Source organism: Streptomyces sp. NPDC005263, assembly GCF_042872365.1.
GTDB lineage: Bacteria > Actinomycetota > Actinomycetes > Streptomycetales > Streptomycetaceae > Streptomyces.
In genome coordinates, this window is record NZ_JBIAKJ010000003.1 from 216,384 (window position 1) to 242,945 (window position 26,562).

The 26,562-nt window shown below is 67.4% G+C and carries 34 protein-coding genes and 1 pseudogene; 30 read left to right on the forward strand and 5 right to left on the reverse strand.

Features of this window, described 5'->3' with window-relative positions:
- Nucleotides 1-85 precede the first annotated feature (85 nt).
- The 4 genes from ACFYRY_RS14575 to ACFYRY_RS14590 form a co-directional block, all read right to left on the reverse strand.
- Nucleotides 86-1,528: a hypothetical protein gene (locus ACFYRY_RS14575; RefSeq protein WP_389144292.1), complete on the reverse strand. Its 1,443-nt coding sequence runs from the start codon at nt 1,526-1,528 to the stop codon at nt 86-88.
- A complete protein-coding gene (locus ACFYRY_RS14580) occupies nt 1,429-2,241 on the reverse strand; it encodes a hypothetical protein (RefSeq protein ID WP_389144295.1) in 813 nt (270 codons plus the stop codon). The genes ACFYRY_RS14575 and ACFYRY_RS14580 overlap by 100 nt, the downstream gene beginning before the upstream one ends.
- Nucleotides 2,238-3,077 (reverse strand): hypothetical protein, encoded by an 840-nt coding sequence (locus tag ACFYRY_RS14585; protein ID WP_389144297.1) that lies wholly within the window; start codon nt 3,075-3,077, stop codon nt 2,238-2,240. The genes ACFYRY_RS14580 and ACFYRY_RS14585 overlap by 4 nt, the downstream gene beginning before the upstream one ends.
- Before the next feature lie 145 nt (nt 3,078-3,222).
- Nucleotides 3,223-3,921 carry a Crp/Fnr family transcriptional regulator gene (locus ACFYRY_RS14590; RefSeq protein WP_389146210.1) on the reverse strand — a complete coding sequence of 233 codons (699 nt, stop codon included), beginning with the start codon at nt 3,919-3,921 and terminating at the stop codon, nt 3,223-3,225.
- Between the two features lie 506 nt (nt 3,922-4,427).
- On the opposite strand from ACFYRY_RS14590, the gene rpsL reads away from it, so the two are divergent.
- From rpsL to ACFYRY_RS14620, 6 genes are all read left to right on the forward strand, one after another.
- On the forward strand, nt 4,428-4,799 hold the full coding sequence (gene rpsL / locus ACFYRY_RS14595; RefSeq protein WP_003948652.1) for a 30S ribosomal protein S12: 372 nt from the start codon (nt 4,428-4,430) through the stop codon (nt 4,797-4,799).
- A gap of 2 nt (nt 4,800-4,801) precedes the next feature.
- Nucleotides 4,802-5,272, forward strand: coding sequence for a 30S ribosomal protein S7 (rpsG, locus tag ACFYRY_RS14600; RefSeq protein ID WP_005481264.1), 471 nt, complete (start codon nt 4,802-4,804; stop codon nt 5,270-5,272).
- A 39-nt stretch (nt 5,273-5,311) separates the two neighbouring features.
- Nucleotides 5,312-7,441: an elongation factor G gene (gene fusA / locus ACFYRY_RS14605; RefSeq protein ID WP_389144300.1), complete on the forward strand. Its 2,130-nt coding sequence runs from the start codon at nt 5,312-5,314 to the stop codon at nt 7,439-7,441.
- 155 nt (nt 7,442-7,596) lie between these two features.
- Nucleotides 7,597-8,790: an elongation factor Tu gene (tuf, locus tag ACFYRY_RS14610; RefSeq protein ID WP_356765816.1), complete on the forward strand. Its 1,194-nt coding sequence runs from the start codon at nt 7,597-7,599 to the stop codon at nt 8,788-8,790.
- 299 nt (nt 8,791-9,089) lie between these two features.
- Complete coding sequence (locus ACFYRY_RS14615; RefSeq protein ID WP_389146213.1) at nt 9,090-10,310, forward strand: acyltransferase family protein; 1,221 nt, start codon at nt 9,090-9,092, stop codon at nt 10,308-10,310.
- A 238-nt stretch (nt 10,311-10,548) separates the two neighbouring features.
- Nucleotides 10,549-11,151, forward strand: a complete 603-nt coding sequence (locus tag ACFYRY_RS14620) for a GNAT family N-acetyltransferase (protein WP_389144303.1) — start codon at nt 10,549-10,551, stop codon at nt 11,149-11,151.
- A 213-nt stretch (nt 11,152-11,364) separates the two neighbouring features.
- Here ACFYRY_RS14620 and ACFYRY_RS14625 read toward each other — a convergent pair.
- Nucleotides 11,365-12,444: pseudogene (locus ACFYRY_RS14625) on the reverse strand (hypothetical protein); the annotation flags it as partial.
- A gap of 748 nt (nt 12,445-13,192) precedes the next feature.
- On the opposite strand from ACFYRY_RS14625, the gene rpsJ reads away from it, so the two are divergent.
- The 24 genes from rpsJ to map all read left to right on the forward strand — a co-directional run bounded on the left by rpsJ (nt 13,193) and on the right by map (nt 26,513).
- Nucleotides 13,193-13,501 (forward strand): 30S ribosomal protein S10, encoded by a 309-nt coding sequence (gene rpsJ, locus ACFYRY_RS14630; RefSeq protein ID WP_003948644.1) that lies wholly within the window; start codon nt 13,193-13,195, stop codon nt 13,499-13,501.
- A 17-nt stretch (nt 13,502-13,518) separates the two neighbouring features.
- On the forward strand, nt 13,519-14,163 hold the full coding sequence (rplC, locus tag ACFYRY_RS14635; RefSeq protein WP_232031828.1) for a 50S ribosomal protein L3: 645 nt from the start codon (nt 13,519-13,521) through the stop codon (nt 14,161-14,163).
- A gap of 7 nt (nt 14,164-14,170) precedes the next feature.
- Nucleotides 14,171-14,827 carry a 50S ribosomal protein L4 gene (gene rplD / locus ACFYRY_RS14640; RefSeq protein WP_362451340.1) on the forward strand — a complete coding sequence of 219 codons (657 nt, stop codon included), beginning with the start codon at nt 14,171-14,173 and terminating at the stop codon, nt 14,825-14,827.
- The gene (gene rplW, locus ACFYRY_RS14645) at nt 14,827-15,246 is read left to right on the forward strand and encodes a 50S ribosomal protein L23 (RefSeq protein ID WP_356765802.1); all 420 of its coding nucleotides are present in this window, start codon (nt 14,827-14,829) and stop codon (nt 15,244-15,246) included. Before rplD ends, rplW begins: the two co-directional genes overlap by 1 nt.
- A 38-nt stretch (nt 15,247-15,284) precedes the next feature.
- Nucleotides 15,285-16,121, forward strand: a complete 837-nt coding sequence (gene rplB / locus ACFYRY_RS14650; protein ID WP_059192905.1) for a 50S ribosomal protein L2 — start codon at nt 15,285-15,287, stop codon at nt 16,119-16,121.
- A 12-nt stretch (nt 16,122-16,133) separates the two neighbouring features.
- The gene (gene rpsS, locus ACFYRY_RS14655) at nt 16,134-16,415 is read left to right on the forward strand and encodes a 30S ribosomal protein S19 (RefSeq protein WP_003992359.1); all 282 of its coding nucleotides are present in this window, start codon (nt 16,134-16,136) and stop codon (nt 16,413-16,415) included.
- 42 nt (nt 16,416-16,457) lie between these two features.
- Nucleotides 16,458-16,805: a 50S ribosomal protein L22 gene (rplV, locus tag ACFYRY_RS14660; protein ID WP_003974262.1), complete on the forward strand. Its 348-nt coding sequence runs from the start codon at nt 16,458-16,460 to the stop codon at nt 16,803-16,805.
- Nucleotides 16,805-17,635, forward strand: a complete 831-nt coding sequence (gene rpsC / locus ACFYRY_RS14665) for a 30S ribosomal protein S3 (protein WP_356765800.1) — start codon at nt 16,805-16,807, stop codon at nt 17,633-17,635. Before rplV ends, rpsC begins: the two co-directional genes overlap by 1 nt.
- A gap of 5 nt (nt 17,636-17,640) precedes the next feature.
- On the forward strand, nt 17,641-18,060 hold the full coding sequence (gene rplP, locus ACFYRY_RS14670) for a 50S ribosomal protein L16 (protein ID WP_356765798.1): 420 nt from the start codon (nt 17,641-17,643) through the stop codon (nt 18,058-18,060).
- Nucleotides 18,060-18,284 carry a 50S ribosomal protein L29 gene (rpmC, locus tag ACFYRY_RS14675; protein ID WP_003998824.1) on the forward strand — a complete coding sequence of 75 codons (225 nt, stop codon included), beginning with the start codon at nt 18,060-18,062 and terminating at the stop codon, nt 18,282-18,284. Before rplP ends, rpmC begins: the two co-directional genes overlap by 1 nt.
- Complete coding sequence (gene rpsQ / locus ACFYRY_RS14680; protein ID WP_356765796.1) at nt 18,284-18,571, forward strand: 30S ribosomal protein S17; 288 nt, start codon at nt 18,284-18,286, stop codon at nt 18,569-18,571. Before rpmC ends, rpsQ begins: the two co-directional genes overlap by 1 nt.
- Before the next feature lie 127 nt (nt 18,572-18,698).
- Entirely contained in the window at nt 18,699-19,067 is a 369-nt protein-coding gene (gene rplN / locus ACFYRY_RS14685; RefSeq protein ID WP_003992364.1) for a 50S ribosomal protein L14, read from the forward strand.
- A 2-nt stretch (nt 19,068-19,069) separates the two neighbouring features.
- Complete coding sequence (rplX, locus tag ACFYRY_RS14690) at nt 19,070-19,393, forward strand: 50S ribosomal protein L24 (protein ID WP_052839850.1); 324 nt, start codon at nt 19,070-19,072, stop codon at nt 19,391-19,393.
- Complete coding sequence (gene rplE, locus ACFYRY_RS14695; protein WP_280886337.1) at nt 19,393-19,950, forward strand: 50S ribosomal protein L5; 558 nt, start codon at nt 19,393-19,395, stop codon at nt 19,948-19,950. The genes rplX and rplE overlap by 1 nt, the downstream gene beginning before the upstream one ends.
- Before the next feature lie 5 nt (nt 19,951-19,955).
- Nucleotides 19,956-20,141, forward strand: coding sequence for a type Z 30S ribosomal protein S14 (locus ACFYRY_RS14700; RefSeq protein WP_003948630.1), 186 nt, complete (start codon nt 19,956-19,958; stop codon nt 20,139-20,141).
- A gap of 265 nt (nt 20,142-20,406) precedes the next feature.
- Nucleotides 20,407-20,805: a 30S ribosomal protein S8 gene (gene rpsH, locus ACFYRY_RS14705; RefSeq protein WP_007384075.1), complete on the forward strand. Its 399-nt coding sequence runs from the start codon at nt 20,407-20,409 to the stop codon at nt 20,803-20,805.
- 24 nt (nt 20,806-20,829) lie between these two features.
- Complete coding sequence (gene rplF / locus ACFYRY_RS14710) at nt 20,830-21,369, forward strand: 50S ribosomal protein L6 (protein WP_046263521.1); 540 nt, start codon at nt 20,830-20,832, stop codon at nt 21,367-21,369.
- 3 nt (nt 21,370-21,372) lie between these two features.
- Nucleotides 21,373-21,756 (forward strand): 50S ribosomal protein L18, encoded by a 384-nt coding sequence (gene rplR / locus ACFYRY_RS14715; protein WP_356765790.1) that lies wholly within the window; start codon nt 21,373-21,375, stop codon nt 21,754-21,756.
- A gap of 38 nt (nt 21,757-21,794) precedes the next feature.
- Entirely contained in the window at nt 21,795-22,400 is a 606-nt protein-coding gene (rpsE, locus tag ACFYRY_RS14720; RefSeq protein ID WP_108014598.1) for a 30S ribosomal protein S5, read from the forward strand.
- Entirely contained in the window at nt 22,400-22,582 is a 183-nt protein-coding gene (rpmD, locus tag ACFYRY_RS14725; RefSeq protein WP_005481207.1) for a 50S ribosomal protein L30, read from the forward strand. Before rpsE ends, rpmD begins: the two co-directional genes overlap by 1 nt.
- Before the next feature lie 2 nt (nt 22,583-22,584).
- Entirely contained in the window at nt 22,585-23,040 is a 456-nt protein-coding gene (rplO, locus tag ACFYRY_RS14730) for a 50S ribosomal protein L15 (RefSeq protein ID WP_356765788.1), read from the forward strand.
- 510 nt (nt 23,041-23,550) lie between these two features.
- Nucleotides 23,551-24,864, forward strand: coding sequence for a preprotein translocase subunit SecY (gene secY / locus ACFYRY_RS14735; RefSeq protein ID WP_356765786.1), 1,314 nt, complete (start codon nt 23,551-23,553; stop codon nt 24,862-24,864).
- Nucleotides 24,864-25,526, forward strand: a complete 663-nt coding sequence (locus ACFYRY_RS14740; RefSeq protein ID WP_389144315.1) for an adenylate kinase — start codon at nt 24,864-24,866, stop codon at nt 25,524-25,526. Before secY ends, ACFYRY_RS14740 begins: the two co-directional genes overlap by 1 nt.
- Before the next feature lie 150 nt (nt 25,527-25,676).
- A complete protein-coding gene (gene map / locus ACFYRY_RS14745) occupies nt 25,677-26,513 on the forward strand; it encodes a type I methionyl aminopeptidase (protein ID WP_389144318.1) in 837 nt (278 codons plus the stop codon).
- Nucleotides 26,514-26,562: the final 49 nt, after the last annotated feature.

A 26,562-nucleotide genomic window follows, 5' to 3' on the forward strand; every position in this document is an offset into this window, starting at 1 on the left:
CGGGACTGCGGGACTGCGGGTCTGCGGGAGATGAGGGCGCTGAGGGTCCTGAAGGTCCTGAAGGTCCTCGAGGCCCTCGGGTGGTTCAGCGCGTGGGCGCCGGATGCAGCACGGCGAGCAGGCGGTCGGCCGACGCGGGGCGCGGGCCACCGTCCTCGGCGCGCATCGTGCGCAGCGCGTGGTCGAGCCGTTTGCGGTCGTCCGCGGTGACGACCAGCGCGGGCAGCAGCAGCTCGAGCGCCAGTGCCGTGTCCGCGCGGCGCCCGGCGACGTACACCCAGGTGCGCAGCGCGGCGAGGGCCGGGCGGGTGTGGGTGCGGTCGTTCAGGGCGGTGCGCCAGAGGGTGGCGAGATCGCGGGCCGCGTCGGCCTCGTACATGCCGGTCTCGGCGTACCAGCCGACGAGTCCGCCGTCCTCGTCGTTGTCGCAGGCGCGCACGAAGGCGGCGAGGGCGAGGTCGCGGACCGCCGGGGTGTCCAGGTACAGCAGTCGTACGAACTCGGCGAGCACCTCGGCGCGGCGCCGGCCCGGGCCGCCGGACAGCAACAGGGCCGCGGACTCGGTGAGGTTGGCATACTCGGCCGGACTGCTGGCGTCGACCCGCGCGCGGGCGGCGAGCGCGCCGAGCGCGGCTCCGGCGAGGTCGGGGCGCAACGGGGCGAGCAGGCCCAGAGCGCGGATGGCCGTCCAACGACGGCCCGGATGAGAGTCGGAGCACCACTGGGTGAGGAGCCGCAGGGCGACAGGCAGGTCCAGGAGCAGGGCGAGCGTCAGGGTGTTCGCGGCGGTGACCCGGGGGCCGAAGGCGCGGGACCTGGCCCAGCCGTCCACGAGCAGCGCCATCGCCGAGGGCAGGTCGGCCGCGGCGAGCAGCGCGGTCGCCGCGGCGGCGCGGGTGCGCACCAACGGGCGCCCGTCGCGGGCGAGTTGTCTCACCCACTCGACGAGTGCGGGGCGGGCCGAGGGGTGGCCCGTCCAGACCTCGGTCAGCAGGACCCGCGGGGTGCGTTCGTCGCGGAAACGGGACATGAACTGGGGTACCGCGCCCCACTCCGTCTGCTCGTCGCGCAGTTCGCCTTCGGCCCGGGCGAGCGCGAGCCGGTCCTCGGCGGCCGGCCCGAACACCGGGATCTCCGGTGGCTGTTCGGGGTGCTGGAGCCGCTGTAAGTGGACGAACAGCTTGTCGGCGAGCTCGGCCGCGAGGACGTACGGGGCCTGGTCGAAGACGGCGAGCGAGAGCAGGAAGGCCTTGTCCCGCAGACTCGTCGCGGGGTCACTGAGCCAGTCCCGGCACTGCTTCTCCACCGTGGCCTGCCCGAAGTCCGCGAGCCGGGCCAGGGCTTCAGCGCCGCCGTCGTACGCGGCCAGCGACTCGGCGAACGCGGCCGCCTCGGCAGGCCGGCGATCCGGGGCGGCGAGAAACCCCGTCACCGGTTCGAGGGCGAGCAACGCGTCGACGTCGTCCGGTCGATGCCGGGCCAGCTGCGCCCGTACGACACCCGCGCGCCCGGCGGGACCCAGGCGCACGGGGTGATGCCGGGCAGGTGCGGCGAGTTCTCGACGGTGACGACGAGATAGCCGTCGGCCTTCCCGAGCTGGTCCCGGGCCGCGAACAGGTGGGTGTCGCGCAGGGGGCGGTTGCGGCTCAGGGGCAGGTCGCGCAGGACGTACCCACCGGGCCGGGTGAGCTGTGCGCTCAGGGCGGCCGGCGGGGTCTCGGGACTCAGGGCGTGGACGGCGCTCACGCCCAGCCGGTGCAGCAGCATCACGGCGGCGGCGTTGCGGCCGGTGGCGTGGGCGCCGCGGAGGACCAGGACGCGTTCGTCGCGCAGCCGTTCCAGGGCGGTGCCGAAGGCGGGGCCTTCGGCGAACACCGCGGCCAGCGCGTCCAGGCGCTCGGGGGGTATCTCGCCGGAGGCGCCCTGGGCGGTGGCCGCCGGGCCGTGGTGGTGGATCTCGGTCCTGCCGCCGAGATAGACGTCGCCGCCGACCTGCCCGCCGGACACGCCGTGCTGGGAGCCGCCGACCAGGCTGCCGCCGAAGCCCGTCCCCTCGCCGAGGATGAAGTCCGGGGTGTGCGCGAACAGTTCCCGCTGCGCGGCCCGCGCCTCCTGGGGCCGCTCCTCGTCCGGGTCCGGCACGGTGTCGGTGTGTGGTTCCCGGCTCGGGGGCGCAGGCTGCTGCGCGGCGCGCGGGGTGACGTCGTCGGGGCCGGCGTCCCCGGCCTCGGGTGCCGTCACGCCTCCTCACCCACCGTGCCGCCGAGGTGCACGTCCCCGGTGACCTGCCCGCCGGACACGCCGTGCTGGTCCCCGGCCACGAGACCGCCCCCGAACCGGGGCGACCCGCTGCCGAAGTTGAAGACCGGGCCGGGGGCCGGCGTCGGTGGCCGGACTGGGGCGGCGTTCGGCGGAGCAGCCGGTGCGGCGGGGGCCGTAGGCGTTTCCGTCGCGGTGACCGGAGCCGCCGTCCGTAAACCCGCCGTCTCCGGAGTCGCCGCCCCTTCGGGGGCCGGGCCGTGGAGCCAGGCCGTCAGCGAGCCGTTCTTGCCGGTCAGCGTTACCGGGTGGAAGTCCGCGGCCGGGATGCCGTGGTGGTCGTGGCGGACGATCCCGGCGTGCACGCCCTCCGACACACAGAGCGCGAATCCGGACGCGCGTTCGCGCAGGGCCTCCCGCAGCAGCCGCGCGTCGAGGAGACGGCAGGCGTGGTTGAGGTCCGAGCCGACCCAGCCGTCGTGCTCGTCCACGGCCACGTAACCCGTGGAAACCACGCCCCGCAGCCTGATCCGGGCCGAGCTGGAGGCGATCCGGTTGTAGCCGTGCAGCTGCGCGGGGACCTCGGTGAGCAGGGCACGCAGCAGCCTCGCCACGGATGCGTTGGCGTCGATCAGTTCCATGACCGAGTCGCCACGGTCGGCCCGCAGACGCAGCGTCTCGTCGATGCCGGCGTGTTCCAGGGCCCGGTCGGTGATGTCGTAGAGGACACGCCGCAGATACGTCTGCTCGACGTCGTCCCGGTCGCTGTACTTCTCGATGTCGAGCAGGAGGATCGTGCGGCTCACGGGGTCGGGCATGGTCGCCTTTCGGTCGCGGGCGATGGCTTGTGGGGGCGGTGCGCTTCGGGATCCGAAGAGTGCCGCGGCCTCAGCCGTGGCCGTGAGGACGGATGACTCACTGGAACTGTGACCGTTTGCACACAGGGCCCCAGGCGCCCACGGCTCACTCGGGTCCCTCGGCGCGCGCGATCCTGCGCAGGACGCCGGGTCGGACGATCACCAGGGCCCGCCGCCCGGTGATCACCACCCCGCGCTCGCGCAGTTCCTTGAGCAGCCGCTGCACCGCCTCGCGTGAGGCACCCACCGAGCCGGCGAGCTCCTGTTTGCTCAGCGGCACGGACAGTTCGACGCCGTCGGCGGTACGGCGGCCGTGGGTGCGGGCGAGGTCGAGGAGCAGGGTCGCGAACCGTTCCTTGACACTCATCGAGGCGAACTCCAGGCGGCGCCGGTCGGCGGCGCGCGTACGGTCCGAGGTGAGGCCGAGGAGGGCGAAGGAGGTGGCGGGGGAGTCGTTCAGGAAGTCCGTGAAGCGTTCGCGCTGTACGGCTACGGTCCGTACGGCCTCCAGCGCGGTCACTGTCGCTGAGCGGGTCCGGCCGGTCAGCGCGGCGGACTCGCCGATGATGTCGCCGGGGCCGCGCAGCGCCAGCAGAGCCTCGTAGCCGCTGGCCGCCGCCGCGGTCACCTTGGTCCAGCCGTCGACGATGAACAGGACGTGCGAGGAGGGTTCGCTCTGGCGCAGGAGGACCATCCGGGGCGCGAAGGACAGCTCGCGGCCGAGCGCGAGCAGCGCGGCCCGGTCCGTCTTCTCCAGCCGGGCGAGGAAGGGCACCCGGTCGTCCAGACCGTCCTCCCCCGACAGGCCGCCGTCGTACGGTGATCCGCCCGATGGGCCGCCGGGCAGGTCGTACGCTGATCCAGCCGGAAGGCCGCTGGATATTCCGCCCGGTATGTCCGCCTGCCCGGGTGTGCCGTCCCGGCTCTCTGCTGTCATCGTTCCCGCCCCCCACGCCTCAGCGATCGCTCAACGTACTGAAGGGGCGCAGCGGTCGATACCCGAACGGTGGGGATTCACACGGAAGTGCCAATTAGCAGATATGGGGAACCAGAACAAGTCCGGCGTGTCGGGGCGGACGGCATTTGTTTTGACCGAAGTCGTTGAGGTAGGTACGCTCAGACCTTGTGCCTGGGGTGTGCCCTGGCTCTCGTGCGTGCCTTCAAACCGCATAGCGAGCCGTCACTGGCCACCGTGATCCGTGCCCTTCTCGCCTTGCGGCGAGGGTCTGCCGGATTCGACACACCCGACCGCGTGGGTCGGCGACGTTCCAGGTTAGCTTCACCATTCGGCACACAGAAACCGGAGAAGTAGTGCCTACGATCCAGCAGCTGGTCCGGAAGGGCCGGCAGGACAAGGTCGAGAAGAACAAGACGCCCGCACTCGAGGGTTCCCCTCAGCGTCGCGGCGTCTGCACGCGTGTGTTCACGACCACCCCGAAGAAGCCGAACTCGGCCCTGCGTAAGGTCGCGCGTGTGCGTCTGACCAGCGGGATCGAGGTCACTGCTTACATTCCGGGTGAGGGACACAACCTGCAGGAGCACTCCATCGTGCTCGTGCGCGGCGGCCGTGTGAAGGACCTGCCCGGTGTTCGCTACAAGATCATCCGCGGTTCGCTCGACACCCAGGGTGTCAAGAACCGCAAGCAGGCCCGCAGCCGCTACGGCGCCAAGAAGGAGAAGTAGAAATGCCTCGTAAGGGCCCCGCCCCGAAGCGCCCGGTCATCATCGACCCGGTCTACGGTTCTCCTCTGGTGACCTCCCTGATCAACAAGGTGCTGCTGAACGGCAAGCGCTCCACCGCCGAGCGCATCGTGTACGGCGCCATGGAGGGCCTGCGCGAGAAGACCAGCAACGACCCGGTCATCACGCTGAAGCGCGCGCTGGAGAACATCAAGCCGACCCTCGAGGTCAAGTCCCGCCGTGTCGGTGGTGCGACGTACCAGGTTCCGATCGAGGTCAAGCCCGGTCGCGCCAACACGCTCGCGCTGCGCTGGCTGGTCGGTTACTCCCGCGCCCGTCGCGAGAAGACCATGACCGAGCGTCTCCTCAACGAGCTCCTCGACGCCTCCAACGGCCTTGGTGCCGCTGTGAAGAAGCGCGAGGACACCCACAAGATGGCCGAGTCCAACAAGGCCTTCGCGCACTACCGCTGGTAGTCGCAACCCACATCGAGACCGAGAGAAGACGAAAGCCTTATGGCTACCACTTCACTTGACCTGGCCAAGGTCCGCAACATCGGGATCATGGCCCACATCGACGCGGGCAAGACGACCACCACCGAGCGGATCCTCTTCTACACCGGCGTCAGCTACAAGATCGGTGAGGTCCACGACGGCGCCGCCACCATGGACTGGATGGAGCAGGAGCAGGAGCGTGGCATCACGATCACCTCTGCTGCCACCACCTGTCACTGGCCGCTCGAGGACAACGACTACACGATCAACATCATCGACACCCCCGGGCACGTCGACTTCACGGTCGAGGTGGAGCGTTCGCTCCGCGTGCTCGACGGTGCCGTCACGGTGTTCGACGGTGTCGCGGGTGTCGAGCCGCAGTCCGAGACGGTGTGGCGTCAGGCCGACCGTTACGGCGTGCCGCGCATCTGCTTCGTGAACAAGCTGGACCGTACCGGCGCCGAGTTCCACCGCTGCGTGGACATGATCTCGGACCGCCTGGGCGCCCAGCCGCTCGTCATGCAGCTCCCGATCGGCGCCGAGGCCGACTTCAAGGGCGTCGTGGACCTGGTCCGCATGAAGGCGCTCGTGTGGTCCGCCGAGGCCGCCAAGGGCGAGATGTACGACACCGTCGACATCCCGGCCACGCACACCGAGGCTGCCGAGGAGTACCGCGGCAAGCTGATCGAGGGCGTCGCCGAGAACGACGAAGAGATCATGGAGCTGTACCTGGAGGGCGTGGAGCCCACCGAGGAGCAGCTGTACGCCGCGATCCGTCGCATCACCATCGCGTCCGGCAAGTCCAGCGACACCACGGTCACCCCGGTGTTCTGTGGCACCGCGTTCAAGAACAAGGGCGTCCAGCCCCTGCTCGACGCGGTCGTGCGCTACCTTCCGACTCCGCTCGACGTCGAGGCCATCGAGGGCCACGACGTGAAGGACCCGGAGCTGGTCGTCAAGCGCAAGCCGTCCGAGGACGAGCCGCTGGCCGCGCTCGCGTTCAAGATCATGAGCGACCCGCACCTGGGCAAGCTCACCTTCGTCCGGGTCTACTCGGGCCGCCTGGAGACCGGCACTGCCGTGCTGAACTCCGTCAAGGGCAAGAAGGAGCGCATCGGCAAGATCTACCGCATGCACGCGAACAAGCGTGAGGAGATCGCGTCGGTGGGCGCCGGTGACATCGTCGCCGTCATGGGCCTGAAGCAGACCACCACCGGTGAGACGCTGTCCGACGACAAGAACCCGGTGATCCTGGAGTCCATGGACTTCCCGGCGCCGGTCATCCAGGTCGCCATCGAGCCCAAGTCGAAGGGTGACCAGGAGAAGCTCGGCGTCGCGATCCAGCGCCTGGCCGAGGAGGACCCGTCCTTCCAGGTCCACACCAACGAGGAGACCGGCCAGACCATCATCGGTGGTATGGGCGAGCTGCACCTCGAGGTGCTGGTCGACCGTATGCGCCGTGAGTTCAAGGTCGAGGCCAACGTCGGCAAGCCGCAGGTCGCTTACCGCGAGACGATCCGCAAGGCCGTCGAGCGCGTGGACTACACCCACAAGAAGCAGACCGGTGGTACCGGCCAGTTCGCCAAGGTGCAGATCGCGATCGAGCCCATCACCGAGGCCGACGGCCCGGCGTACGAGTTCGTGAACAAGGTCACCGGTGGCCGTATCCCGAGGGAGTACATCCCCTCGGTCGACGCCGGTGCGCAGGAGGCCATGCAGTTCGGCATCCTGGCCGGCTACGAGATGACCGGTGTCCGCGTGACGCTGATCGACGGTGGCTACCACGAGGTCGACTCCTCCGAACTCGCGTTCAAGATCGCCGGTTCGCAGGCCTTCAAGGAGGCCGCGCGCAAGGCGAGCCCCGTGCTCCTGGAGCCGATGATGGCCGTCGAGGTCACCACGCCCGAGGACTACATGGGTGAGGTCATCGGCGACATCAACTCCCGCCGTGGTCAGATCCAGGCCATGGAGGAGCGGGCCGGTGCCCGCGTCGTGAAGGGCCTCGTGCCCCTCTCGGAGATGTTCGGCTACGTCGGAGACCTCCGCAGCAAGACGTCGGGTCGCGCGAGCTACTCGATGCAGTTCGACTCCTACGCCGAGGTTCCGCGGAACGTCGCCGAGGAGATCATCGCGAAGGCCAAGGGCGAGTAACGCAAGCCGTTCACACGCTTTAGGCTTGACTCCGGAGCCTCAGGGGCATTCCGCCACAATCATGGTGCGAATGCCTCCAGGCCCGGGCATTCCAGCAAAGATCACCTGGCGCCGTTGAAGTAAGGCGTACCAGAACCACTCCCAGGAGGACCCCAGTGGCGAAGGCGAAGTTCGAGCGGACTAAGCCGCACGTCAACATCGGCACCATCGGTCACATCGACCACGGTAAGACGACCCTCACGGCCGCCATTACCAAGGTGCTGCACGACGCGTACCCGGACCTGAACGAGGCCTCGGCCTTCGACCAGATCGACAAGGCTCCTGAGGAGCGCCAGCGCGGTATCACGATCTCCATCGCGCACGTCGAGTACCAGACGGAGACGCGTCACTACGCCCACGTCGACTGCCCCGGTCACGCGGACTACATCAAGAACATGATCACGGGTGCGGCGCAGATGGACGGCGCCATCCTCGTGGTCGCCGCCACCGACGGCCCGATGCCGCAGACCAAGGAGCACGTGCTCCTGGCCCGCCAGGTCGGCGTTCCGTACATCGTCGTCGCCCTGAACAAGGCCGACATGGTGGACGACGAGGAGATCCTGGAGCTCGTCGAGCTCGAGGTCCGTGAGCTCCTCTCCGAGTACGAGTTCCCGGGCGACGACCTGCCGGTCGTCAAGGTCTCGGCGCTCAAGGCGCTCGAGGGCGACAAGGAGTGGGGCAACTCCGTCCTCGAGCTGATGAAGGCCGTCGACGAGTCGATCCCGGAGCCCGAGCGCGACGTCGACAAGCCGTTCCTCATGCCGATCGAGGACGTCTTCACGATCACCGGTCGCGGTACGGTCGTCACCGGCCGTATCGAGCGTGGTGTCCTGAAGGTCAACGAGACCGTCGACATCATCGGCATCAAGACCGAGAAGACCACCACCACGGTCACCGGTATCGAGATGTTCCGCAAGCTGCTCGACGAGGGCCAGGCCGGTGAGAACGTCGGTCTGCTCCTCCGTGGCATCAAGCGCGAGGACGTCGAGCGCGGCCAGGTCATCATCAAGCCGGGCTCGGTCACCCCGCACACCGAGTTCGAGGCGCAGGCCTACATCCTGTCCAAGGACGAGGGTGGCCGCCACACGCCGTTCTTCAACAACTACCGTCCGCAGTTCTACTTCCGTACGACGGACGTGACCGGCGTCGTGACCCTCCCCGAGGGCACCGAGATGGTCATGCCGGGTGACAACACCGAGATGAAGGTGGAGCTCATCCAGCCCGTCGCCATGGAAGAGGGCCTGAAGTTCGCCATCCGTGAGGGTGGCCGGACGGTCGGCGCCGGCCAGGTCACCAAGATCAACAAGTGACTTTGTTGACTTGACCTGGTAGCTCCAGCGCGAGCTCCTGAGGGGCCCGCACGACTTCGGTCGTGCGGGCCCTTTCGCGTGTCCGCGCCCGCGTGTCGGCTTGTCACGTTGCTCCCGTGCGCGTCAGGTGAAGTGTCGGAGAACTCTCGGCGGCGGCCCGGCGAGAGTTGCGGCAACTCCCCGGCGCCCACGCGTGGAATGTTCGTGTCTGTTCGCTGTGGGGCGTTTGGGGCGGCCGTAGCGTGAGCTGTCCGGTGACCGCCCCGGCCCGGACTCCTCTCGTGAGAACGGACGGACAGGTGTCGATGCACGGCGCGGACAGCAGGACGTCGATACCGCGACGGGTTGTCGGCGGCCTGCAGCAGCCACTCCCTCCGCTCGCCCTCACCGGACAGCGACGGCACCAGCCCCCGCAGTCCACCCGGACGGGCCGCCACGCCGTCGTACGGGATCGTGTGGGCCGCCGGCTGTACGCCATCGACGGCATCCGGCTGCTGGCCGCGCTGATGGTCGCCATGCACCACTACGCCGGCACCAACCGCGTCGACCAGCCGGGCAACGCGATCTGGGACCGGCCGGTGTCCGACGTCATGCCCACGGTGTTCCGATTCGCCTCCTACGGCTGGATCGGCGTCGAGATCTTCTTCGTGATCAGCGGCTTCGTCATCTGCATGTCCTGCTGGGGACGTACGCCGAGGCAGTTCTTCGTCTCCCGGGTGATGCGGCTCTACCCGGCGTACTGGTTCGCCGTCCTCTTCACGACGGCCGTCCTGGTGGCGGTCCCGGGCGTGTGGGAACGCCTGCACCCACGCGAGGTCCTGCTCAACCTCACGATGCTGCAGTCCGGTTCGGGCGTGGCCAACGTCGACGGCGTGTACTGGACGCTCTGGTCCGAGCTGCGCTTCTACCTGCTGTTCCTGCTCGTGGTCGCGACCGGGCTGACGTACCGCAAGGTCGTGGTCTTCTGCTGCGTGTGGGGCGCGGCCGCGATGCTCGCGCCGGTCTCCGAGTTCCCCCTGCTGGAGCTGGTCGCCAACCCGGAGGGCGCCTGGTACTTCATCGCGGGCCTCGCCCTGTACCTCATGCACCGCTTCGGCCAGGACCTGCTGCTGTGGGGCATCCTGGCGATGGCCTGGCTGATGGGCCAAGTGGAGCTGGGGCAGCGGATCGACGAGGTCGAGCATGTCTCCGGCTGGCGGGGGAGCGTACTGATCTTCACGGTCTTCCTGCTGGCCATGGTGGCCATCGCCCTGGGCGCGACCGACCGGATCCGCTGGAAGTGGCTGGTGACGGCGGGCGCGCTGACCTATCCGCTGTACCTGACGCACTACGCGGCGGGCACGACGATGATCAGCCGCCTCCGCGACACGATGGACCCGCGTCTCCTGGTCGTCGTGGTGCTGGCCGGGTTCCTGGTGCTGAGCTGGCTGGTGCACCGGTTCGTGGAGCGGCCGGTGGCCGGGATGGTGAAGCGGGGGCTGGAGACGTCGTTCGCACGCATGCGGAATGCGCGTGCCTGACGCCGTGACCAGGTGGCTTCGCCGAGTTGGTTGGTCATGGCGGTCGGATGTGCGGTGCGGCTGAGCTGCCGGCTTCACCCGCGCGGTTGTGTTCCGGCGGTGCCCCGACTGCCAGGAGCACAACATCGTGCGCGAGGACGACTTCGTCTGACCTTAGGTGGGCAGGTCAGGGCATTGCCGCAGCGGACGAGAGCCTGTTGGATCGGCAGACCGCAATACCACCGCTGGGGAGGCGTCGGTGAGCAACAACGCACCAGTCGATACGACCGCTTCCCCCTTCGCCGTTCGGCCGTTGGACACGGACACCTGGCCGGCGTTCGCCCGACTGGTCGAGGCGAATAACGGCGTGTGGGGCGGCTGCTGGTGCATGGGCTTTCATGTCAAGGTCGGGAAGGGGCGTACCTCCCAGCAGAACCGGGCCGAGAAGGAGCAGCGAGTCCGTGAGGGGCGGACCCATTCCGCGCTCGTCTTCGAGGGCGACGACTGCCTGGGCTGGTGCCAGTTCGGCTCGCCGACCGAGCTGCCGGAGATCAAGAGCAAGCGGACGTACGAAAAGGACCTCGTGGTGCTGCCCAACTGGCGCGTCACCTGCTTCTTCACCGGGAAGGGCCTGCGTAAGCGCGGTGTCGCTCATGCTGCACTCGGCGGGGCGCTGGCCGAGATCACCCGTAAGGGGGGCGGCACGGTCGAAGGCTACCCCGAGGAGACCGACGACCGTTCGGTGTCGGGATCGTTCCTGCACACCGGCCCGATGGCCGTCTTCGAGGACTACGGTTTCACGCGGACTCGGCAGATCTCGCCCCACCGCTGGGTCGTCAACCTCACCATCGCTCCTGCCTGAGCCTGAACTGCTTTGCGGTCCGTCGGTCCAACAGGCTCTCGTCCGGAGTTCGTCGCGTGGGCGCCCGATCAGCGTCCTGATCCGCGAGAGGGGCCAGGTCTGGTCAGGCCCCCCATGTGTCACCGGCCCCTGGCCGGCTAGGGGCCGTACGACCAAGACGTCGTACGGCCCCTTCGCCTCCGCCGGGTGGTGACCGGCGCCGGAGGCGTCGAGCTAAGGCGTCACCACCTTGCCGCCGAGGGTCACGTTGAGGCGGCCGTCCGAGGCGAAGGACCAGCCCAGGGCGCCGGAGTACGAGGAGCACCGGGAGCCGTTGGTGCCGGTCCAGAACTGGTTGGAACTGTCGGCGCTGCCGATGGTCTTGTCGTTCGAGCCGCTGACGCTGAACCGGCACGAGGTGTTGTTGCGGTACACATGGGTGCCGGCGTCGAACGAGAAGTTGCGCTGGGCGTTGTCGATGCTCGCGTTGTTCGAGATCGTCATCTGGCCCGGGTTGCTGTTGTACGTGAACCCGTGCTTGCCGTTGCGGTAGGCGATGCTGTGCTGCACGACGTGGTTGACGGCGATGTCGTCGCCGCCGAGCTTGTAGCCGTTGCGGTCGCCGTTGGAGTTCACGGTGCCGTTGCTCAGGGTGCCGTTGGTGTAGGAGAGGGAGTACTCGATGGTGACCGGGCCGATGGGGCCCGTGTCGGTCTTGGTGTACAGGTCCCAGCCGTCGTCGATGTTGTTGTGGGAGACGTCGTAACGGAAGACGTTCCCGGTACCGGTGGTGAGCTTCGCGGCGAAGCCGTCGGCGTCCTCGCCGTCGGAGTCGGCGTTGTCGTGCGACTCCGAGCTCACGATCAGGTTGTTCGACGGCCACTGGGAGCTCGGGGTGCTGGAGGCGATGCGCCCCAGCTGCAGACCGGTGTCGCGGTTGTACCTCGTCACCGTGCGCTCGACGACGTTGTTGCTGCCGCCGACGTAGATCCCGTTGTCCCCGGCACGCTCGACGGTGAGGCCGTAGAGGCGCCAGTAGTTGGCATTCAGCTGGAGCCCGCGGTTCGACGAACTCTCGCTCTGCGCCGAGAAGTTGAGCACCGGCTTCTCGCCGGAGTAGGCGGTCAGCGTGGTGCGGGCGCTGGAGGTGCCGTTGCTGCCCGCCGGGATCGTGATCGTCGACGAGTAGTTGTACGTCCCGCCGCGCAGGTAGATGGTGCCGCCGGGGGCGATGCGGCTGATCGCCGTGGCGAGCGTGGTGGGCGCGGACTGCGTGCCGGCCGCGCTGTCGGTGCCGCTCGGTGAGACGTACTGGGTGGTGCTCGCGGCCTGAGCCGGGGTGCCGGAGAGCGCGACGAGCGCGCCGGCCAGCAGGCTGACACTTGCGATGACGGGTCTCACTTGCATGGTGGTGCCTCCGGGTTCGTCCGTGACCTGGGGGGCCGTGCAAGAGAAAGCGCTTTCTCGGGTTCTAAGGTGGGAACGTAAGGTGCTTGCCGTGGACGCGTCAATACGTGTGTACGTGATCCTTGTTCATATCCGCGAACGCGGAACGGTCGGCCGGACCGCACCCGGAGCATCGCCGTCGAGCGGGGTCCGGCACGAACCGAGGCCCATGTCCACGGCCCCTGGTTTGACGTACGTCACCCTCGGGGTAAGGTCTCCGGCTCGATTGGCCAGGCCCCTGCCCCATATGGCAGACTGTCGGAGTTGCTCGGTCGAGCGTTGATGCTGCGCGCCTCCCGCCGGGAGGACCGAAAGCGAGTCCCACAGTACTCGTCGTCCCAACTGCCAGGTGGCAGCGCTGGGGCGGACGTACGGGAATCTTTCGGGAAGTGTCAGTGCGGCGCCGTCCAGGCACCCGGTGGGTCACGCGTCAGCATGTCGGCGCCGCGCTCCCGGCTTGCGGTTCCGGAAGGGCCGCGTTTTCCCGGACGGGATGTTCCAGAGATGGGACATCTGTGTCAGCGAGAGCGCGACACGCCCGACCGCGTGGGTCGGCGAGCGAGTGTTCGGAATACCGGGTTCCAGAGCGTTATGAGAGACAGGACTACTAGTAGCCATGGCGGGACAGAAGATCCGCATCCGGCTCAAGGCCTACGACCACGAGGTCATCGACAGCTCGGCGAAGAAGATCGTCGAGACGGTGACGCGTACTGGTGCGTCGGTCGCGGGCCCGGTGCCGCTGCCCACTGAGAAGAACGTGTACTGCGTCATCAAGTCGCCGCACAAGTACAAGGACTCGCGCGAGCACTTCGAGATGCGCACGCACAAGCGTCTGATCGACATCCTCGACCCGACCCCCAAGACCGTTGACTCTCTGATGCGACTCGACCTCCCGGCCGGTGTCGACATCGAGATCAAGCTCTGAGGCCGGTGATCTGAACGATGGCTAAGCAGATCAAGGGCATCCTGGGCGAGAAGCTCGGCATGACGCAGGTGTGGGACGCGAACAACCGTGTCGTCCCGGTCACCGTCGTCAAGGCCGGCCCGAACGTCGTGACCCAGGTCCGTACGAATGACAGTGACGGCTACGAGTCGGTCCAGATCGCCTTCGGCGAGATCGACCCGCGCAAGGTGAACAAGCCCCTCAAGGGTCACTTCGCCAAGGCCGACGTCACCCCCCGTCGCCACCTCGTCGAGATCCGCACCGCGGACGCCTCCGAGTACACGCTGGGCCAGGAGATCACCGCTGAGGTGTTCGAGGCCGGCGTGAAGGTCGACGTGACCGGCAAGAGCAAGGGCAAGGGCTTCGCCGGTGTCATGAAGCGTCACAACTTCAAGGGCCTCGGCGCCGGACACGGCACCCAGCGCAAGCACCGCTCGCCCGGTTCCATCGGTGGCTGCGCCACCCCCGGCCGCGTGTTCAAGGGCCTCCGCATGGCGGGTCGTATGGGCAACGAGCGGGTCACCACCCAGAACCTGACCGTCCACGCCGTTGACGCGGAGAAGGGTCTGCTGCTCATCAAGGGCGCGGTTCCCGGTCCGAACGGCGGCCTCGTCCTGGTCCGCACCGCGGCCAAGGGGGCCTGAGGTACCGATGAGCACTGTTGACATCCTTTCGCCTGCCGGCGAGAAGACCGGAAGCGTCGAGCTCCCCGCGGAGATCTTCGGCGTCGAGAAGATCAGCATCCCGCTGATCCACCAGGTCGTCGTCGCGCAGAACGCCGCTGCCCGCCAGGGCACGCACAAGACCAAGCGTCGCGGTGAAGTCCGTGGTGGCGGTAAGAAGCCTTACCGTCAGAAGGGCACCGGCCGCGCGCGCCAGGGTTCGACCCGCGCGCCGCAGTTCGCCGGCGGTGGCGTCGTCCACGGCCCGCAGCCGCGTGACTACTCGCAGCGGACCCCGAAGAAGATGAAGGCCGCGGCCCTGCGCCACGCCCTCACCGACCGGGCCCGCCACGACCGCATCCACGTCGTCACCGGCGTGATCGAGGGCGAGAACCCCTCCACGAAGGCCGCCAAGACGCTGTTCGGCAAGATCTCGGAGCGCAAGAACGTGCTCCTGGTCATCGACCGCGCCGACGAGGCCGCGTGGCTCTCCGCCCGCAACCTGCCCCAGGTCCACATCCTGGAGCCGGGCCAGCTGAACACGTACGACGTGATCGTCTCCGACGATGTGGTCTTCACCCAGGCCGCTTTCGAGTCCTTCGTGTCCGGCCCGCAGGCCACCGACACCGAAGGGAGCGAGGCCTGATGGCTACGCGTCACCCGAGCATCGCCTCGAAGGCCGCCAAGGCCGCCAAGGCCGCGCGCGTCGCCAAGGCGCGCCGCCACGAGGCCGAGGGCAAGAACACCGTCGTCACCCCGGCGAGCAAGGCCTTCACGGACCACCGTGACGTCCTGCTCAAGCCGGTCGTGTCGGAGAAGAGCTACGCGCTGCTCGATGAGGGCAAGTACACCTTCATCGTCGCGCCGGGCGCCAACAAGACCCAGATCAAGCAGGCCGTCCAGGCGGTCTTCTCGGTCAAGGTCACCGGCGTCAACACGATCAACCGCCAGGGCAAGCGCAAGCGCACCAAGACCGGGTTCGGTCAGCGCGCGGGCACCAAGCGCGCGATCGTGACCCTCGCCGAGGGCGACCGTATCGACATCTTCGGCGGTCCGACCGCTTAAGCGGGTCGGATCGTCCGATATCGGACGAGGACTGAGAAATGGGAATCCGCAAGTACAAGCCGACTACGCCGGGCCGTCGCGGCTCCAGCGTCGCCGACTTCGTCGAGGTCACGCGGTCCACGCCGGAGAAGTCGCTGGTCCGCCCGCTGCACAGCAAGGGCGGCCGTAACAACGCCGGTCGTGTGACCGTTCGCCACCAGGGTGGCGGACACAAGCGCGCCTACCGAGTGATCGACTTCCGTCGTCACGACAAGGACGGCGTGCCGGCGAAGGTCGCGCACATCGAGTACGACCCCAACCGCACCGCGCGCATCGCGCTGCTGCACTACGCGGACGGCGAGAAGCGCTACATCCTCGCCCCGCGCAACCTGCAGCAGGGTGACCGCGTCGAGAACGGTCCCGGGGCCGACATCAAGCCGGGCAACAACCTGGCGCTCCGCAACATCCCGGTCGGTACCACGATCCACGCGATCGAGCTCCGTCCCGGTGGCGGCGCCAAGTTCGCCCGCTCCGCCGGTGCCTCCGTGCAGCTGCTCGCGAAGGAGGGCCAGATGGCTCACCTCCGCATGCCCTCCGGTGAGATCCGCCTGGTCGACGTGCGCTGCCGCGCCACCGTCGGCGAGGTCGGCAACGCCGAGCAGAGCAACATCAACTGGGGCAAGGCCGGCCGCAAGCGCTGGCTGGGCGTTCGTCCGACCGTTCGCGGTGTGGCGATGAACCCGGTCGACCACCCGCACGGTGGTGGTGAGGGCAAGACCTCCGGTGGTCGCCACCCGGTCTCCCCGTGGGGTCAGAAGGAGGGTCGTACTCGTTCGCCGAAGAAGGCTTCGAACAAGTACATCGTCCGCCGCCGCAAGACGAACAAGAAGCGCTAGGAGCGGGTTTAGATGCCGCGCAGTCTCAAGAAGGGGCCCTTCGTCGACGACCACCTGATCAAGAAGGTGGACGCCCAGAACGAAGCCGGCACCAAGAACGTCATCAAGACCTGGTCCCGTCGCTCCATGATCGTGCCGGCCATGCTCGGCCACACGCTCGCGGTGCACAACGGCAAGACCCACATTCCGGTGTTTGTCACCGAGTCGATGGTCGGCCACAAGCTCGGCGAGTTCTCGCCGACGCGCACCTTCCGGGGTCACGTCAAGGACGACCGGAAGTCGAAGCGCCGCTAACCGCGGGGTGGAATGACCATGACAGACACTGGAAGGACAACCATGGAAGCCAGGGCCCAGGCGCGGTACATCCGCGTCACGCCCATGAAGGCCCGCCGCGTGGTGGACCTTATCCGTGGCATGGATGCCACGGAGGCTCAGGCGGTCCTGCGTTTCGCCCCGCAGGCCGCGAGCGTGCCGGTCGGCAAGGTGCTGGACAGCGCCATCGCCAACGCCGCGCACAACTACGACCACACCGACGCCGACAGCCTCTTCATCTCCGAGGCGTACGTCGACGAGGGCCCGACCCTGAAGCGGTTCCGTCCGCGTGCCCAGGGCCGCGCCTACCGGATCCGCAAGCGGACCAGCCACATCACCGTGGTCGTCAGCAGCAAGGAAGGAACCCGGTAATGGGCCAGAAGGTTAACCCGCATGGGTTCCGGCTCGGTGTCACCACCGACTTCAAGTCGCGTTGGTACGCCGACAAGCTGTACAAGGACTACGTCAAGGAAGACGTCGCCATCCGTCGGATGATGACGTCCGGCATGGAGCGCGCCGGCATCTCGAAGGTGGAGATCGAGCGCACCCGTGACCGCGTCCGTGTGGACATCCACACGGCCCGTCCGGGCATCGTCATCGGCCGCCGTGGCGCCGAGGCCGACCGCATCCGCGGTGACCTCGAGAAGCTCACGGGCAAGCAGGTCCAGCTGAACATCCTCGAGGTCAAGAGCCCCGAGACGGATGCCCAGCTGGTCGCGCAGGCCGTCGCCGAGCAGCTCTCCTCCCGCGTCTCCTTCCGTCGCGCCATGCGTAAGAGCATGCAGGGCACGATGAAGGCCGGCGCCAAGGGCATCAAGATCCAGTGCGGTGGCCGCCTCGGCGGCGCCGAGATGTCCCGCTCGGAGTTCTACCGCGAGGGCCGTGTGCCCCTGCACACGCTCCGTGCGAACGTGGACTACGGCTTCTTCGAGGCCAAGACGACCTTCGGCCGCATCGGTGTGAAGGTCTGGATCTACAAGGGCGACGTCAAGAACATCGCCGAGGTCCGCGCCGAGAACGCTGCCGCCCGTGCGGGTAACCGCCCGGCTCGTGGTGGCGGCGCCGACCGCCCGGCCCGTGGTGGCCGTGGTGGCGAGCGCGGCGGTCGCGGTCGCAAGCCGCAGCAGGCTCCCGCTGCCGAGGCCCCCAAGGCCGAGGCTCCGGCTGCCGCTCCGGCTGAGAGCACCGGAACGGAGGCCTGACCGACATGCTGATCCCCCGTAGGGTCAAGCACCGCAAGCAGCACCACCCGAAGCGCCGTGGTCAGGCCAAGGGTGGTACGACGGTCGCGTTCGGCGAGTACGGCATTCAGGCCCTCTCGCCGGCGTACGTGACCAACCGCCAGATCGAGGCGGCTCGTATCGCGATGACCCGCCACATCAAGCGTGGCGGCAAGGTCTGGATCAACATCTACCCGGACCGCCCCCTGACCAAGAAGCCCGCCGAGACCCGCATGGGTTCCGGTAAGGGTTCGCCGGAATGGTGGATCGCGAACGTGCACCCGGGACGGGTCATGTTCGAGCTGTCCTACCCCAACGAGAAGATCGCCCGTGAGGCCCTGACTCGTGCCGCTCACAAGCTGCCGATGAAGTGCCGGATCGTCAAGCGCGAGGCAGGTGAAGCGTGATGTCGGCCGGTACCAAGGCGTCCGAGCTGCGCGAACTGGGTGACGAGGAGCTTCTGGCGAAGCTCCGCGAAGCCAAGGAAGAGCTGTTCAACCTCCGCTTCCAGGCGGCGACGGGTCAGCTCGAGAACCACGGTCGGCTCAAGGCCGTCCGTAAGGACATCGCGCGGATCTACACCCTGATGCGTGAGCGCGAGCTGGGCATCGAGACGGTGGAGAGCGCCTGATGAGTGAGAGCAACGTGACTGAGCAGACCGAAGGGGCCCGCGGCTTCCGCAAGACCCGTGAGGGTCTCGTCGTCGGTGACAAGATGGACAAGACCGTCGTCGTCGCCGTCGAGGACCGCGTCAAGCACGCGCTGTACGGCAAGGTCATCCGCCGTACGAACAAGCTCAAGGCGCACGACGAGCAGAACGCCGCGGGCGTCGGCGACCGTGTCCTCCTCATGGAGACCCGGCCGCTGTCCGCGACGAAGCGCTGGCGCGTCGTCGAGATCCTCGAGAAGGCCAAGTAGGTAATTCCCGCAAGGGAATTCCAAAAAGTACGCCTGCGGGCAAACTCGCAGGACAGTTCCGCCAGGCTCGGCAGGGGTTCGGTAACCGGACCCCTGCCGGGAACCGGCAGACAAACAGGAGATAGACGTGATCCAGCAGGAGTCGCGACTGCGTGTCGCCGACAACACTGGTGCGAAGGAGATCCTTTGCATCCGTGTGCTCGGTGGCTCCGGTCGCCGCTACGCGGGCATCGGTGACGTCATCGTCGCCACCGTCAAGGACGCGATCCCCGGCGGCAACGTGAAGAAGGGTGACGTCATCAAGGCGGTCATCGTTCGCACCGTCAAGGAGCGCCGCCGTCCGGACGGCTCGTACATCCGCTTCGACGAGAACGCCGCCGTCATTCTGAAGAACGACGGCGACCCTCGCGGCACCCGTATCTTCGGCCCCGTGGGCCGTGAGCTGCGCGAGAAGAAGTTCATGAAGATCATCTCGCTCGCGCCGGAGGTGCTGTAAGCATGAAGATCAAGAAGGGCGACCTGGTCCAGGTCATCACCGGTAAGGACAAGGGCAAGCAGGGCAAGGTCATCGCGGCCTTCCCCCGCGAGGACCGTGTCCTGGTCGAGGGTGTCAACCGGGTCAAGAAGCACACCAAGGCCGGTCCCACGGCTCGTGGTTCGCAGGCCGGCGGCATCGTCACCACCGAGGCCCCTGTTCACGTGAGCAACGTTCAGCTCGTCGTGGAGAAGGACGGCAACAAGGTAGTGACCCGCGTCGGTTACCGCTTCGACGACGAAGGCAACAAGATCCGCGTTGCCAAGCGGACGGGTGAGGACATCTGATGACGACCACCACCACTCCGCGTCTGAAGACGAAGTACCGCGAGGAGATCGCGGGCAAGCTGCGTGACGAGTTCAAGTACGAGAACGTCATGCAGATCCCCGGCCTCGTCAAGATCGTGGTCAACATGGGTGTGGGCGACGCCGCCCGCGACTCCAAGCTGATCGACGGCGCGATTCGCGACCTCACCACGATCACCGGCCAGAAGCCGGCCGTCACCAAGGCCCGTAAGTCCATCGCGCAGTTCAAGCTGCGTGAGGGCCAGCCGATCGGTGCCCACGTCACGCTCCGTGGCGACCGCATGTGGGAGTTCCTGGACCGCACCCTGTCGCTCGCGCTGCCGCGCATCCGCGACTTCCGCGGCCTGTCCCCCAAGCAGTTCGACGGCCGTGGCAACTACACCTTCGGTCTCACCGAGCAGGTCATGTTCCACGAGATCGACCAGGACAAGATCGACCGCACCCGGGGTATGGACATCACCGTGGTGACCACGGCGACCAACGACGCTGAGGGCCGCGCGCTCCTTCGTCACCTCGGCTTCCCCTTCAAGGAGGCGTGAGCGAGATGGCGAAGAAGGCTCTGATTGCCAAGGCTGCTCGTAAGCCCAAGTTCGGCGTACGTGGCTACACGCGCTGCCAGCGCTGCGGCCGTCCGCACTCCGTGTACCGCAAGTTCGGCCTGTGCCGCGTGTGCCTTCGTGAGATGGCTCACCGTGGCGAGCTGCCGGGCGTGACCAAGAGCTCCTGGTAGTCCCTCCCACCCGTCGCCCGACCACCGCCCCTCAAGGGCGGCCCTTCGGGCCGACCGGCTGGATTGGGATTCCAGAGGCTCTCGGTAAGTAAAGGGCAGTGTCAGGTGCCCACCCCTCCATGGCTTAGGCTAGGAGGGTTGGGCGCTTGGACGCCCATACGACTTACTACGCCGTAGGTCCACCGCGCCGCACCCGTCCCGTCTCGGATCGGGGAGAGGGATGGCGCACCAGGAAACCCCGGCGAGAGAGGCCGAAGGCCAATTCATGACCATGACTGATCCGATCGCAGACATGCTTACGCGTCTGCGGAACGCGAACTCGGCATACCACGACTCCGTGACGATGCCGGCATCGAAGATCAAGTCGCACATCGCGGAGATCCTCCAGCAGGAGGGCTTCATCACGGGCTGGAAGGTCGAGGACGCCGAGGTCGGCAAGAACCTCGTCCTGGAGCTGAAGTTCGGCCCCAACCGTGAGCGCTCCATCGCGGGGATCAAGCGGATCTCCAAGCCCGGTCTCCGGGTGTACGCGAAGTCCACCAACCTGCCGAAGGTGCTTGGCGGCCTCGGCGTGGCGATCATCTCCACGTCGCACGGGCTCCTCACCGACAAGCAGGCCGGCAAGAAGGGCGTGGGTGGGGAAGTCCTCGCCTACGTCTGGTAGCGGAAGGGAACGGAGGAAACAGCTATGTCGCGTATTGGCAAGCTCCCCATCACGGTTCCCGCCGGCGTGGACGTCACCATCGACGGCCGTACGGTCTCGGTCAAGGGCCCCAAGGGATCCCTGAGCCACACCGTTGCCGCGCCGATCGACATCGCCAAGGGTGAGGACGGCGTGCTCAGCGTCACCCGCCCCAACGACGAGCGTCAGAACAAGGCCCTGCACGGCCTGTCCCGCACGCTGGTGGCGAACATGATCACCGGCGTGACCCAGGGTTACGTGAAGAAGCTCGAAATCAGTGGTGTCGGTTACCGCGTCACGGCCAAGGGTTCGAACCTTGAGTTCGCTCTCGGCTACAGCCACCCGATCACCGTCGAGGCGCCCGAGGGCATCACGTTCAAGGTCGAGAACCCGACGCGGTTCTCGGTCGAGGGCATCGACAAGCAGAAGGTCGGCGAGGTTGCGGCCAACATCCGCAAGCTGCGCAAGCCCGACCCGTACAAGGCCAAGGGCGTCAAGTACGAGGGCGAAGTCATCCGCCGCAAGGTCGGAAAGGCGGGTAAGTAAGCCATGGCATACGGACAGAAGATCCTCAAGGGCGACGCCTACAAGCGCGCCGCGATCAAGCGCCGCCACATCCGGATCCGCAAGTCGATCAACGGTACGGCGGAGCGTCCTCGTCTGGTCGTTACCCGCTCCAACCGCCACATCGTGGCCCAGGTGATCGACGACCTCAAGGGTCACACCCTTGCGTCGGCGTCCACCCTGGACACCTCGATCCGCGGTGGCGAGGGCGACAAGTCCGCGCAGGCCAAGCAGGTCGGCGCCCTGGTCGCCGAGCGTGCCAAGGCTGCCGGCGTCGAGACCGTCGTATTCGACCGTGGTGGCAACCAGTACGCCGGGCGCATCGCCGCCCTGGCGGACGCCGCCCGCGAAGCCGGGCTCAAGTTCTGAGCCGCTTCCGTAGCTAGCGGAAAGAGAGAGGTAATCCAATGGCTGGACCCCAGCGCCGTGGAAGCGGTGCCGGTGGCGGCGAGCGGCGGGACCGGAAGGGCCGTGACGGCGGCGCTGCTGCCGCCGAGAAGACCGCGTACGTTGAGCGCGTTGTCGCGATCAACCGCGTCGCCAAGGTTGTGAAGGGTGGTCGTCGCTTCAGCTTCACCGCGCTGGTCGTGGTGGGCGACGGTGACGGCACCGTGGGTGTCGGTTACGGCAAGGCCAAGGAGGTGCCGGCCGCCATCGCCAAGGGTGTTGAGGAGGCCAAGAAGCACTTCTTCAAGGTCCCCCGTATCCAGGGCACCATCCCGCACCCGATCCAGGGTGAGAAGGCTGCCGGCGTCGTGCTGCTCAAGCCCGCGTCCCCGGGTACCGGTGTTATCGCCGGTGGTCCGGTGCGTGCCGTGCTCGAGTGCGCCGGTATCCACGACATCCTGTCGAAGTCGCTCGGCTCCGACAACGCGATCAACATCGTGCACGCCACCGTGGCGGCCCTCAAGGGCCTGCAGCGTCCCGAGGAGGTCGCGGCCCGCCGTGGTCTGCCGCTCGAGGACGTCGCTCCCGCGGCCCTGCTGCGTGCGCGTGCCGGGGCTGGTGCGTAATGGCGCAGCTCAAGATCACGCAGACGAAGTCGTACATCGGCAGCAAGCAGAACCACCGTGACACCCTGCGCTCCCTTGGTCTCAAGGGCATCAACACGCAGGTCGTCAAGGAGGATCGTCCCGAGTTCCGCGGCATGGTGCACACCGTCCGCCACCTCGTGACGGTCGAGGAGGTCGACTGATCATGGCGGAGAACAACCCGCTCAAGATCCACAACCTCCGTCCCGCCCCGGGCGCCAAGACCGCCAAGACCCGTGTGGGTCGTGGTGAGGCGTCGAAGGGTAAGACGGCCGGTCGTGGTACCAAGGGCACGAAGGCCCGTTACCAGGTTCCGGAGCGCTTCGAGGGTGGCCAGATGCCCCTCCACATGCGTCTTCCGAAGCTGAAGGGCTTCAAGAACCCGTTCAAGACCGAGTACCAGGTCGTGAACCTCGAGAAGCTGGGCGCGCTGTACCCCGAGGGTGGCGAGGTCACCGTCGAGGGCCTCGTGGCCAAGGGTGCCGTTCGCAAGAACAGCCTCGTCAAGGTCCTCGGCCAGGGCGAGATCTCCGTGGCGCTGCAGGTGACGGTCGACGCCGTCTCCGGCTCCGCCAAGGAGAAGATCACCGCCGCCGGCGGTACGGTCACTGAGCTCATCTGAGCCCGGGCGGCCCCGCCGCACACGCACAGAGGCCGGGCAGTTCTCCCTTGGGGGAGCTGCCCGGCCTTTGCCGTAGGCCGCAGGCGCCGGGCGAGAACGGGTCCGCGAAACGGCTCAGGACAACCGTTCGCGGCCACCGCTCGTGGAAAACGGCCGAAAAGTGCCGCTGCCCGGCAGCTCATCCGTCCACCACCGGCGACAATGCCGGAGGATCTCCTTGTTTTCCCGATTACTCCCCGCTGGTCACCACGCAGAGTCAACGCGATGTGACCCGCACCGGGTGATGACGGAGATCTTCACCGCCCCGTCCCTGACCGACCCTTGACCTGCCGCCTGTCAGGCAAGCTTCACCTGGCTACGCAGCCGCTGTTAGAGTCCATGAGGTCCACCTGTGCCCGCGCGAGGTATGCCGTTCGGTGTCGGGGTGGTAGAAAACTTCGTTCGGCCCGCTGGGCCCTGTTTATACGACTAGTCCCTGCCGCGCGCGGCGCGGGGGTCGCAGGAGGAACCGTGCTCACCGCGTTCGCCCGGGCGTTCAAGACGCCCGACCTGCGCAAGAAGCTGCTCTTCACTCTCGGCATCATCGTGGTCTACCGAGTCGGTACCCACGTTCCGATCCCGGGCGTCGATTACACGGCCGTCCAGCAGTGTGTGGACGAGGCGTCCGGCAACCAGGGCCTCTTCGGTCTGGTGAACATGTTCAGTGGTGGTGCGCTGCTCCAGATCACCATCTTCGCGCTGGGCATCATGCCGTACATCACGGCCAGTATCATCCTGCAGCTGCTGACCGTCGTGATCCCGCGTCTGGAAGCCCTGAAGAAGGAGGGGCAGGCCGGCACCGCGAAGATCACGCAGTACACGCGGTACCTGACGGTGGCGCTCGCCATCCTGCAGGGCACCGGTCTCGTCGCCACCGCCCGCAGCGGTGCGCTGTTCAGCGGCTGCCAGGTCGCCAGCTCGATCGTCCCGGACCGTGCGATCTTCACCACCATCGTCATGGTCATCTGCATGACCGCCGGTACGGCCGTCGTGATGTGGCTCGGCGAGCTCATCACCGACCGCGGCATCGGCAACGGCATGTCGATCCTGATGTTCATCTCGATCGCCGCGACCTTCCCGTCCGCTCTGTGGGCCATCAAGAAGCAGGGCACCCTGGCCGACGGCTGGATCGAGTTCGGCACGGTCATCGCGGTCGGCCTGGTCATGGTCGGCCTGGTGGTCTTCGTCGAGCAGGCCCAGCGCCGCATCCCGGTGCAGTACGCGAAGCGGATGATCGGCCGCCGTTCCTACGGCGGCACGTCGACGTACATCCCGCTGAAGGTGAACCAGGCGGGTGTGATCCCCGTCATCTTCGCGTCGTCGCTGCTCTACATCCCGGCTCTGGTCGCGCAGTTCTCGAGCGGTACGTCCGGTTGGAAGACCTGGATCGAAGGTCACCTCGTCAAGGGCAACCACCCGTACTACATCGTTTCGTACTTCCTGCTCATCGTGTTCTTCGCGTTCTTCTACGTGGCGATCTCCTTCAACCCCGAGGAAGTCGCCGACAACATGAAGAAGTATGGTGGCTTCATCCCGGGCATCCGGGCTGGCCGACCGACCGCTGAGTACCTGTCGTACGTGCTCAACCGGATCACCTGGCCGGGTTCGCTGTATCTGGGTCTGATCGCTCTCGTGCCGACGATGGCGTTGGTTGGCTTCAATGCGAGCCAGAACTTCCCCTTCGGCGGGACAAGCATCCTGATCATCGTGGGTGTCGGCCTGGAGACGGTGAAGCAGATCGAGAGCCAGCTCCAGCAGCGCAATTACGAAGGGTTCCTCCGCTGATGCGTATCGTCCTCGTCGGGCCGCCGGGCGCCGGCAAGGGAACGCAGGCCGCGTTCCTCGCCCAGAACCTGTCGATCCCGCACATCTCCACGGGCGACCTGTTCCGGGCCAACATCAGCAAGCAGACGGAACTCGGCAAACTGGCGAAGTCCTACATGGACGCGGGCAACCTGGTCCCGGACGAGGTCACCATCGGGATGGCCAAGGACCGCATGGAGCAGCCCGACGCGGAGAACGGCTTCCTGCTGGACGGCTTCCCGCGCAACGTGTCGCAGGCCGAGGCCCTGGACGAGATGCTGAAGTCCGAGGGCATGAAGCTGGACGCGGTGCTGGACCTGGAGGTCCCCGAGGACGAGGTCGTCAAGCGGATCGCCGGTCGGCGCATCTGCCGCAACGACTCCGCGCACGTCTTCCACGTGTCGTACAAGGCGCCCAAGCAGGAAGGCGTCTGCGACGTCTGCGGCGGGGAGCTGTACCAGCGCGACGACGACTCCGAGGAGACCGTCCGTAAGCGACTGGAGGTCTACCACACGCAGACCGAGCCGATCATCGACTACTACAAGGCACAGGGCCTGGTGGTCACGATCTCGGCGCTCGGCAAGGTGGAGGACGTCACCGGACGCGCCATGGAGGCACTCAAGCGCGAGGACCACGCGGCGTAGCCGTCCGGACTCGTCGCCCGCTCTTCGTAACCGTTCTTCGTACGTCGTCGCAGCCGCGGTTCCCCGTCGCAGGGGCCGCGGCTGTCGCGTGAGTGCACGTATCGTTGAACACACCCGTCCTCTCCCGGTCCCAGAAAGGCTCCCGCCGCCATGGTGCAGATCAAGTCCCCCGAGCAGATCGCCAAGATGCGTGAGGCGGGGTTGGTCGTCGCAGCCATCCATGCGGCGACACGTGAGGCCGCGGTGCCCGGGGCCACCACCAGGGATCTGGACCAGGTCGCGCGCAAGGTGCTCGCGGAGCACAACGCGAAGCCGAACTTCCTCGGCTACGGCGGGTTCCCCGCGACCATCTGCACCTCGGTGAACGAGGTCGTCGTGCACGGCATCCCCTCCGACGAGGTCGTCCTCAAGGACGGCGACGTCATCTCCATCGACTGCGGCGCGATCATCGACGGCTGGCACGGTGACGCGGCCTACACGGCCTTCGTGGGCTCCGGACACGCTCCCGAACTCGTCGAGCTCTCCCGGGTGACCGAGGAGTCGATGTGGGCCGGCATCGCGGCCATGAAGCAGGGCAACCGCCTGGTGGACGTCTCCCGGGCCATCGAGACGTACATCCGCCGCCAGCCGAAGCCCGGCGGCGGCCGCTACGGCATCATCGAGGACTACGGCGGCCACGGCATCGGCACCGAGATGCACATGGACCCGCATCTGCTGAACTACGTCGACCGCCGCCGCGGCAAGGGCCCCAAGCTGGTACCCGGCTTCTGCCTCGCCATCGAGCCGATGGTCTCCCTGGGCACCCCGAAGACCGAGGTCCTCCAGGACGACTGGACGGTCATCACCACCGACGGCACCTGGTCGTCCCACTGGGAGCACTCGGTGGCGCTGACGGAGGAGGGCCCGCTGGTGCTGACGTCTCCCGACGGGGGCAGGGCGAAGCTGGCGGAGCACGGGGTCACGGCCGCGCCCGACCCGCTGGCCTAGGTCCCGTCCGACGATTCCCGTCGTCGCCCGCGGGGCGCCCGCGCAGCGT

What these genes read in the sequence shown, in the direction of transcription:
- rpsE (WP_108014598.1), top strand. Translation starts at nt 21,795, where the DNA reads ATGGCTGGACCCCAGCGCCGTGGAAGCGGTGCCGGTGGCGGCGAGCGG.
- rplP (WP_356765798.1), top strand. Translation starts at nt 17,641, where the DNA reads ATGCTGATCCCCCGTAGGGTCAAGCACCGCAAGCAGCACCACCCGAAG.
- rplF (WP_046263521.1), top strand. Translation starts at nt 20,830, where the DNA reads ATGTCGCGTATTGGCAAGCTCCCCATCACGGTTCCCGCCGGCGTGGAC.
- rpmD (WP_005481207.1), top strand. Translation starts at nt 22,400, where the DNA reads ATGGCGCAGCTCAAGATCACGCAGACGAAGTCGTACATCGGCAGCAAG.
- rpmC (WP_003998824.1), top strand. Translation starts at nt 18,060, where the DNA reads ATGTCGGCCGGTACCAAGGCGTCCGAGCTGCGCGAACTGGGTGACGAG.
- rplW (WP_356765802.1), top strand. Translation starts at nt 14,827, where the DNA reads ATGGCTACGCGTCACCCGAGCATCGCCTCGAAGGCCGCCAAGGCCGCC.
- rplX (WP_052839850.1), top strand. Translation starts at nt 19,070, where the DNA reads ATGAAGATCAAGAAGGGCGACCTGGTCCAGGTCATCACCGGTAAGGAC.
- rplB (WP_059192905.1), top strand. Translation starts at nt 15,285, where the DNA reads ATGGGAATCCGCAAGTACAAGCCGACTACGCCGGGCCGTCGCGGCTCC.
- rpsS (WP_003992359.1), top strand. Translation starts at nt 16,134, where the DNA reads ATGCCGCGCAGTCTCAAGAAGGGGCCCTTCGTCGACGACCACCTGATC.
- rplR (WP_356765790.1), top strand. Translation starts at nt 21,373, where the DNA reads ATGGCATACGGACAGAAGATCCTCAAGGGCGACGCCTACAAGCGCGCC.
- map (WP_389144318.1), top strand. Translation starts at nt 25,677, where the DNA reads ATGGTGCAGATCAAGTCCCCCGAGCAGATCGCCAAGATGCGTGAGGCG.
- ACFYRY_RS14740 (WP_389144315.1), top strand. Translation starts at nt 24,864, where the DNA reads ATGCGTATCGTCCTCGTCGGGCCGCCGGGCGCCGGCAAGGGAACGCAG.
- ACFYRY_RS14585 (WP_389144297.1), bottom strand. Translation starts at nt 3,077, where the DNA reads ATGCCCGACCCCGTGAGCCGCACGATCCTCCTGCTCGACATCGAGAAG.
- rplD (WP_362451340.1), top strand. Translation starts at nt 14,171, where the DNA reads ATGAGCACTGTTGACATCCTTTCGCCTGCCGGCGAGAAGACCGGAAGC.
- rplV (WP_003974262.1), top strand. Translation starts at nt 16,458, where the DNA reads ATGGAAGCCAGGGCCCAGGCGCGGTACATCCGCGTCACGCCCATGAAG.
- rplC (WP_232031828.1), top strand. Translation starts at nt 13,519, where the DNA reads ATGGCTAAGCAGATCAAGGGCATCCTGGGCGAGAAGCTCGGCATGACG.
- rpsQ (WP_356765796.1), top strand. Translation starts at nt 18,284, where the DNA reads ATGAGTGAGAGCAACGTGACTGAGCAGACCGAAGGGGCCCGCGGCTTC.
- fusA (WP_389144300.1), top strand. Translation starts at nt 5,312, where the DNA reads ATGGCTACCACTTCACTTGACCTGGCCAAGGTCCGCAACATCGGGATC.
- rpsC (WP_356765800.1), top strand. Translation starts at nt 16,805, where the DNA reads ATGGGCCAGAAGGTTAACCCGCATGGGTTCCGGCTCGGTGTCACCACC.
- rpsJ (WP_003948644.1), top strand. Translation starts at nt 13,193, where the DNA reads ATGGCGGGACAGAAGATCCGCATCCGGCTCAAGGCCTACGACCACGAG.
- rplE (WP_280886337.1), top strand. Translation starts at nt 19,393, where the DNA reads ATGACGACCACCACCACTCCGCGTCTGAAGACGAAGTACCGCGAGGAG.
- rpsG (WP_005481264.1), top strand. Translation starts at nt 4,802, where the DNA reads ATGCCTCGTAAGGGCCCCGCCCCGAAGCGCCCGGTCATCATCGACCCG.
- rpsH (WP_007384075.1), top strand. Translation starts at nt 20,407, where the DNA reads ATGACCATGACTGATCCGATCGCAGACATGCTTACGCGTCTGCGGAAC.
- rplO (WP_356765788.1), top strand. Translation starts at nt 22,585, where the DNA reads ATGGCGGAGAACAACCCGCTCAAGATCCACAACCTCCGTCCCGCCCCG.
- ACFYRY_RS14700 (WP_003948630.1), top strand. Translation starts at nt 19,956, where the DNA reads ATGGCGAAGAAGGCTCTGATTGCCAAGGCTGCTCGTAAGCCCAAGTTC.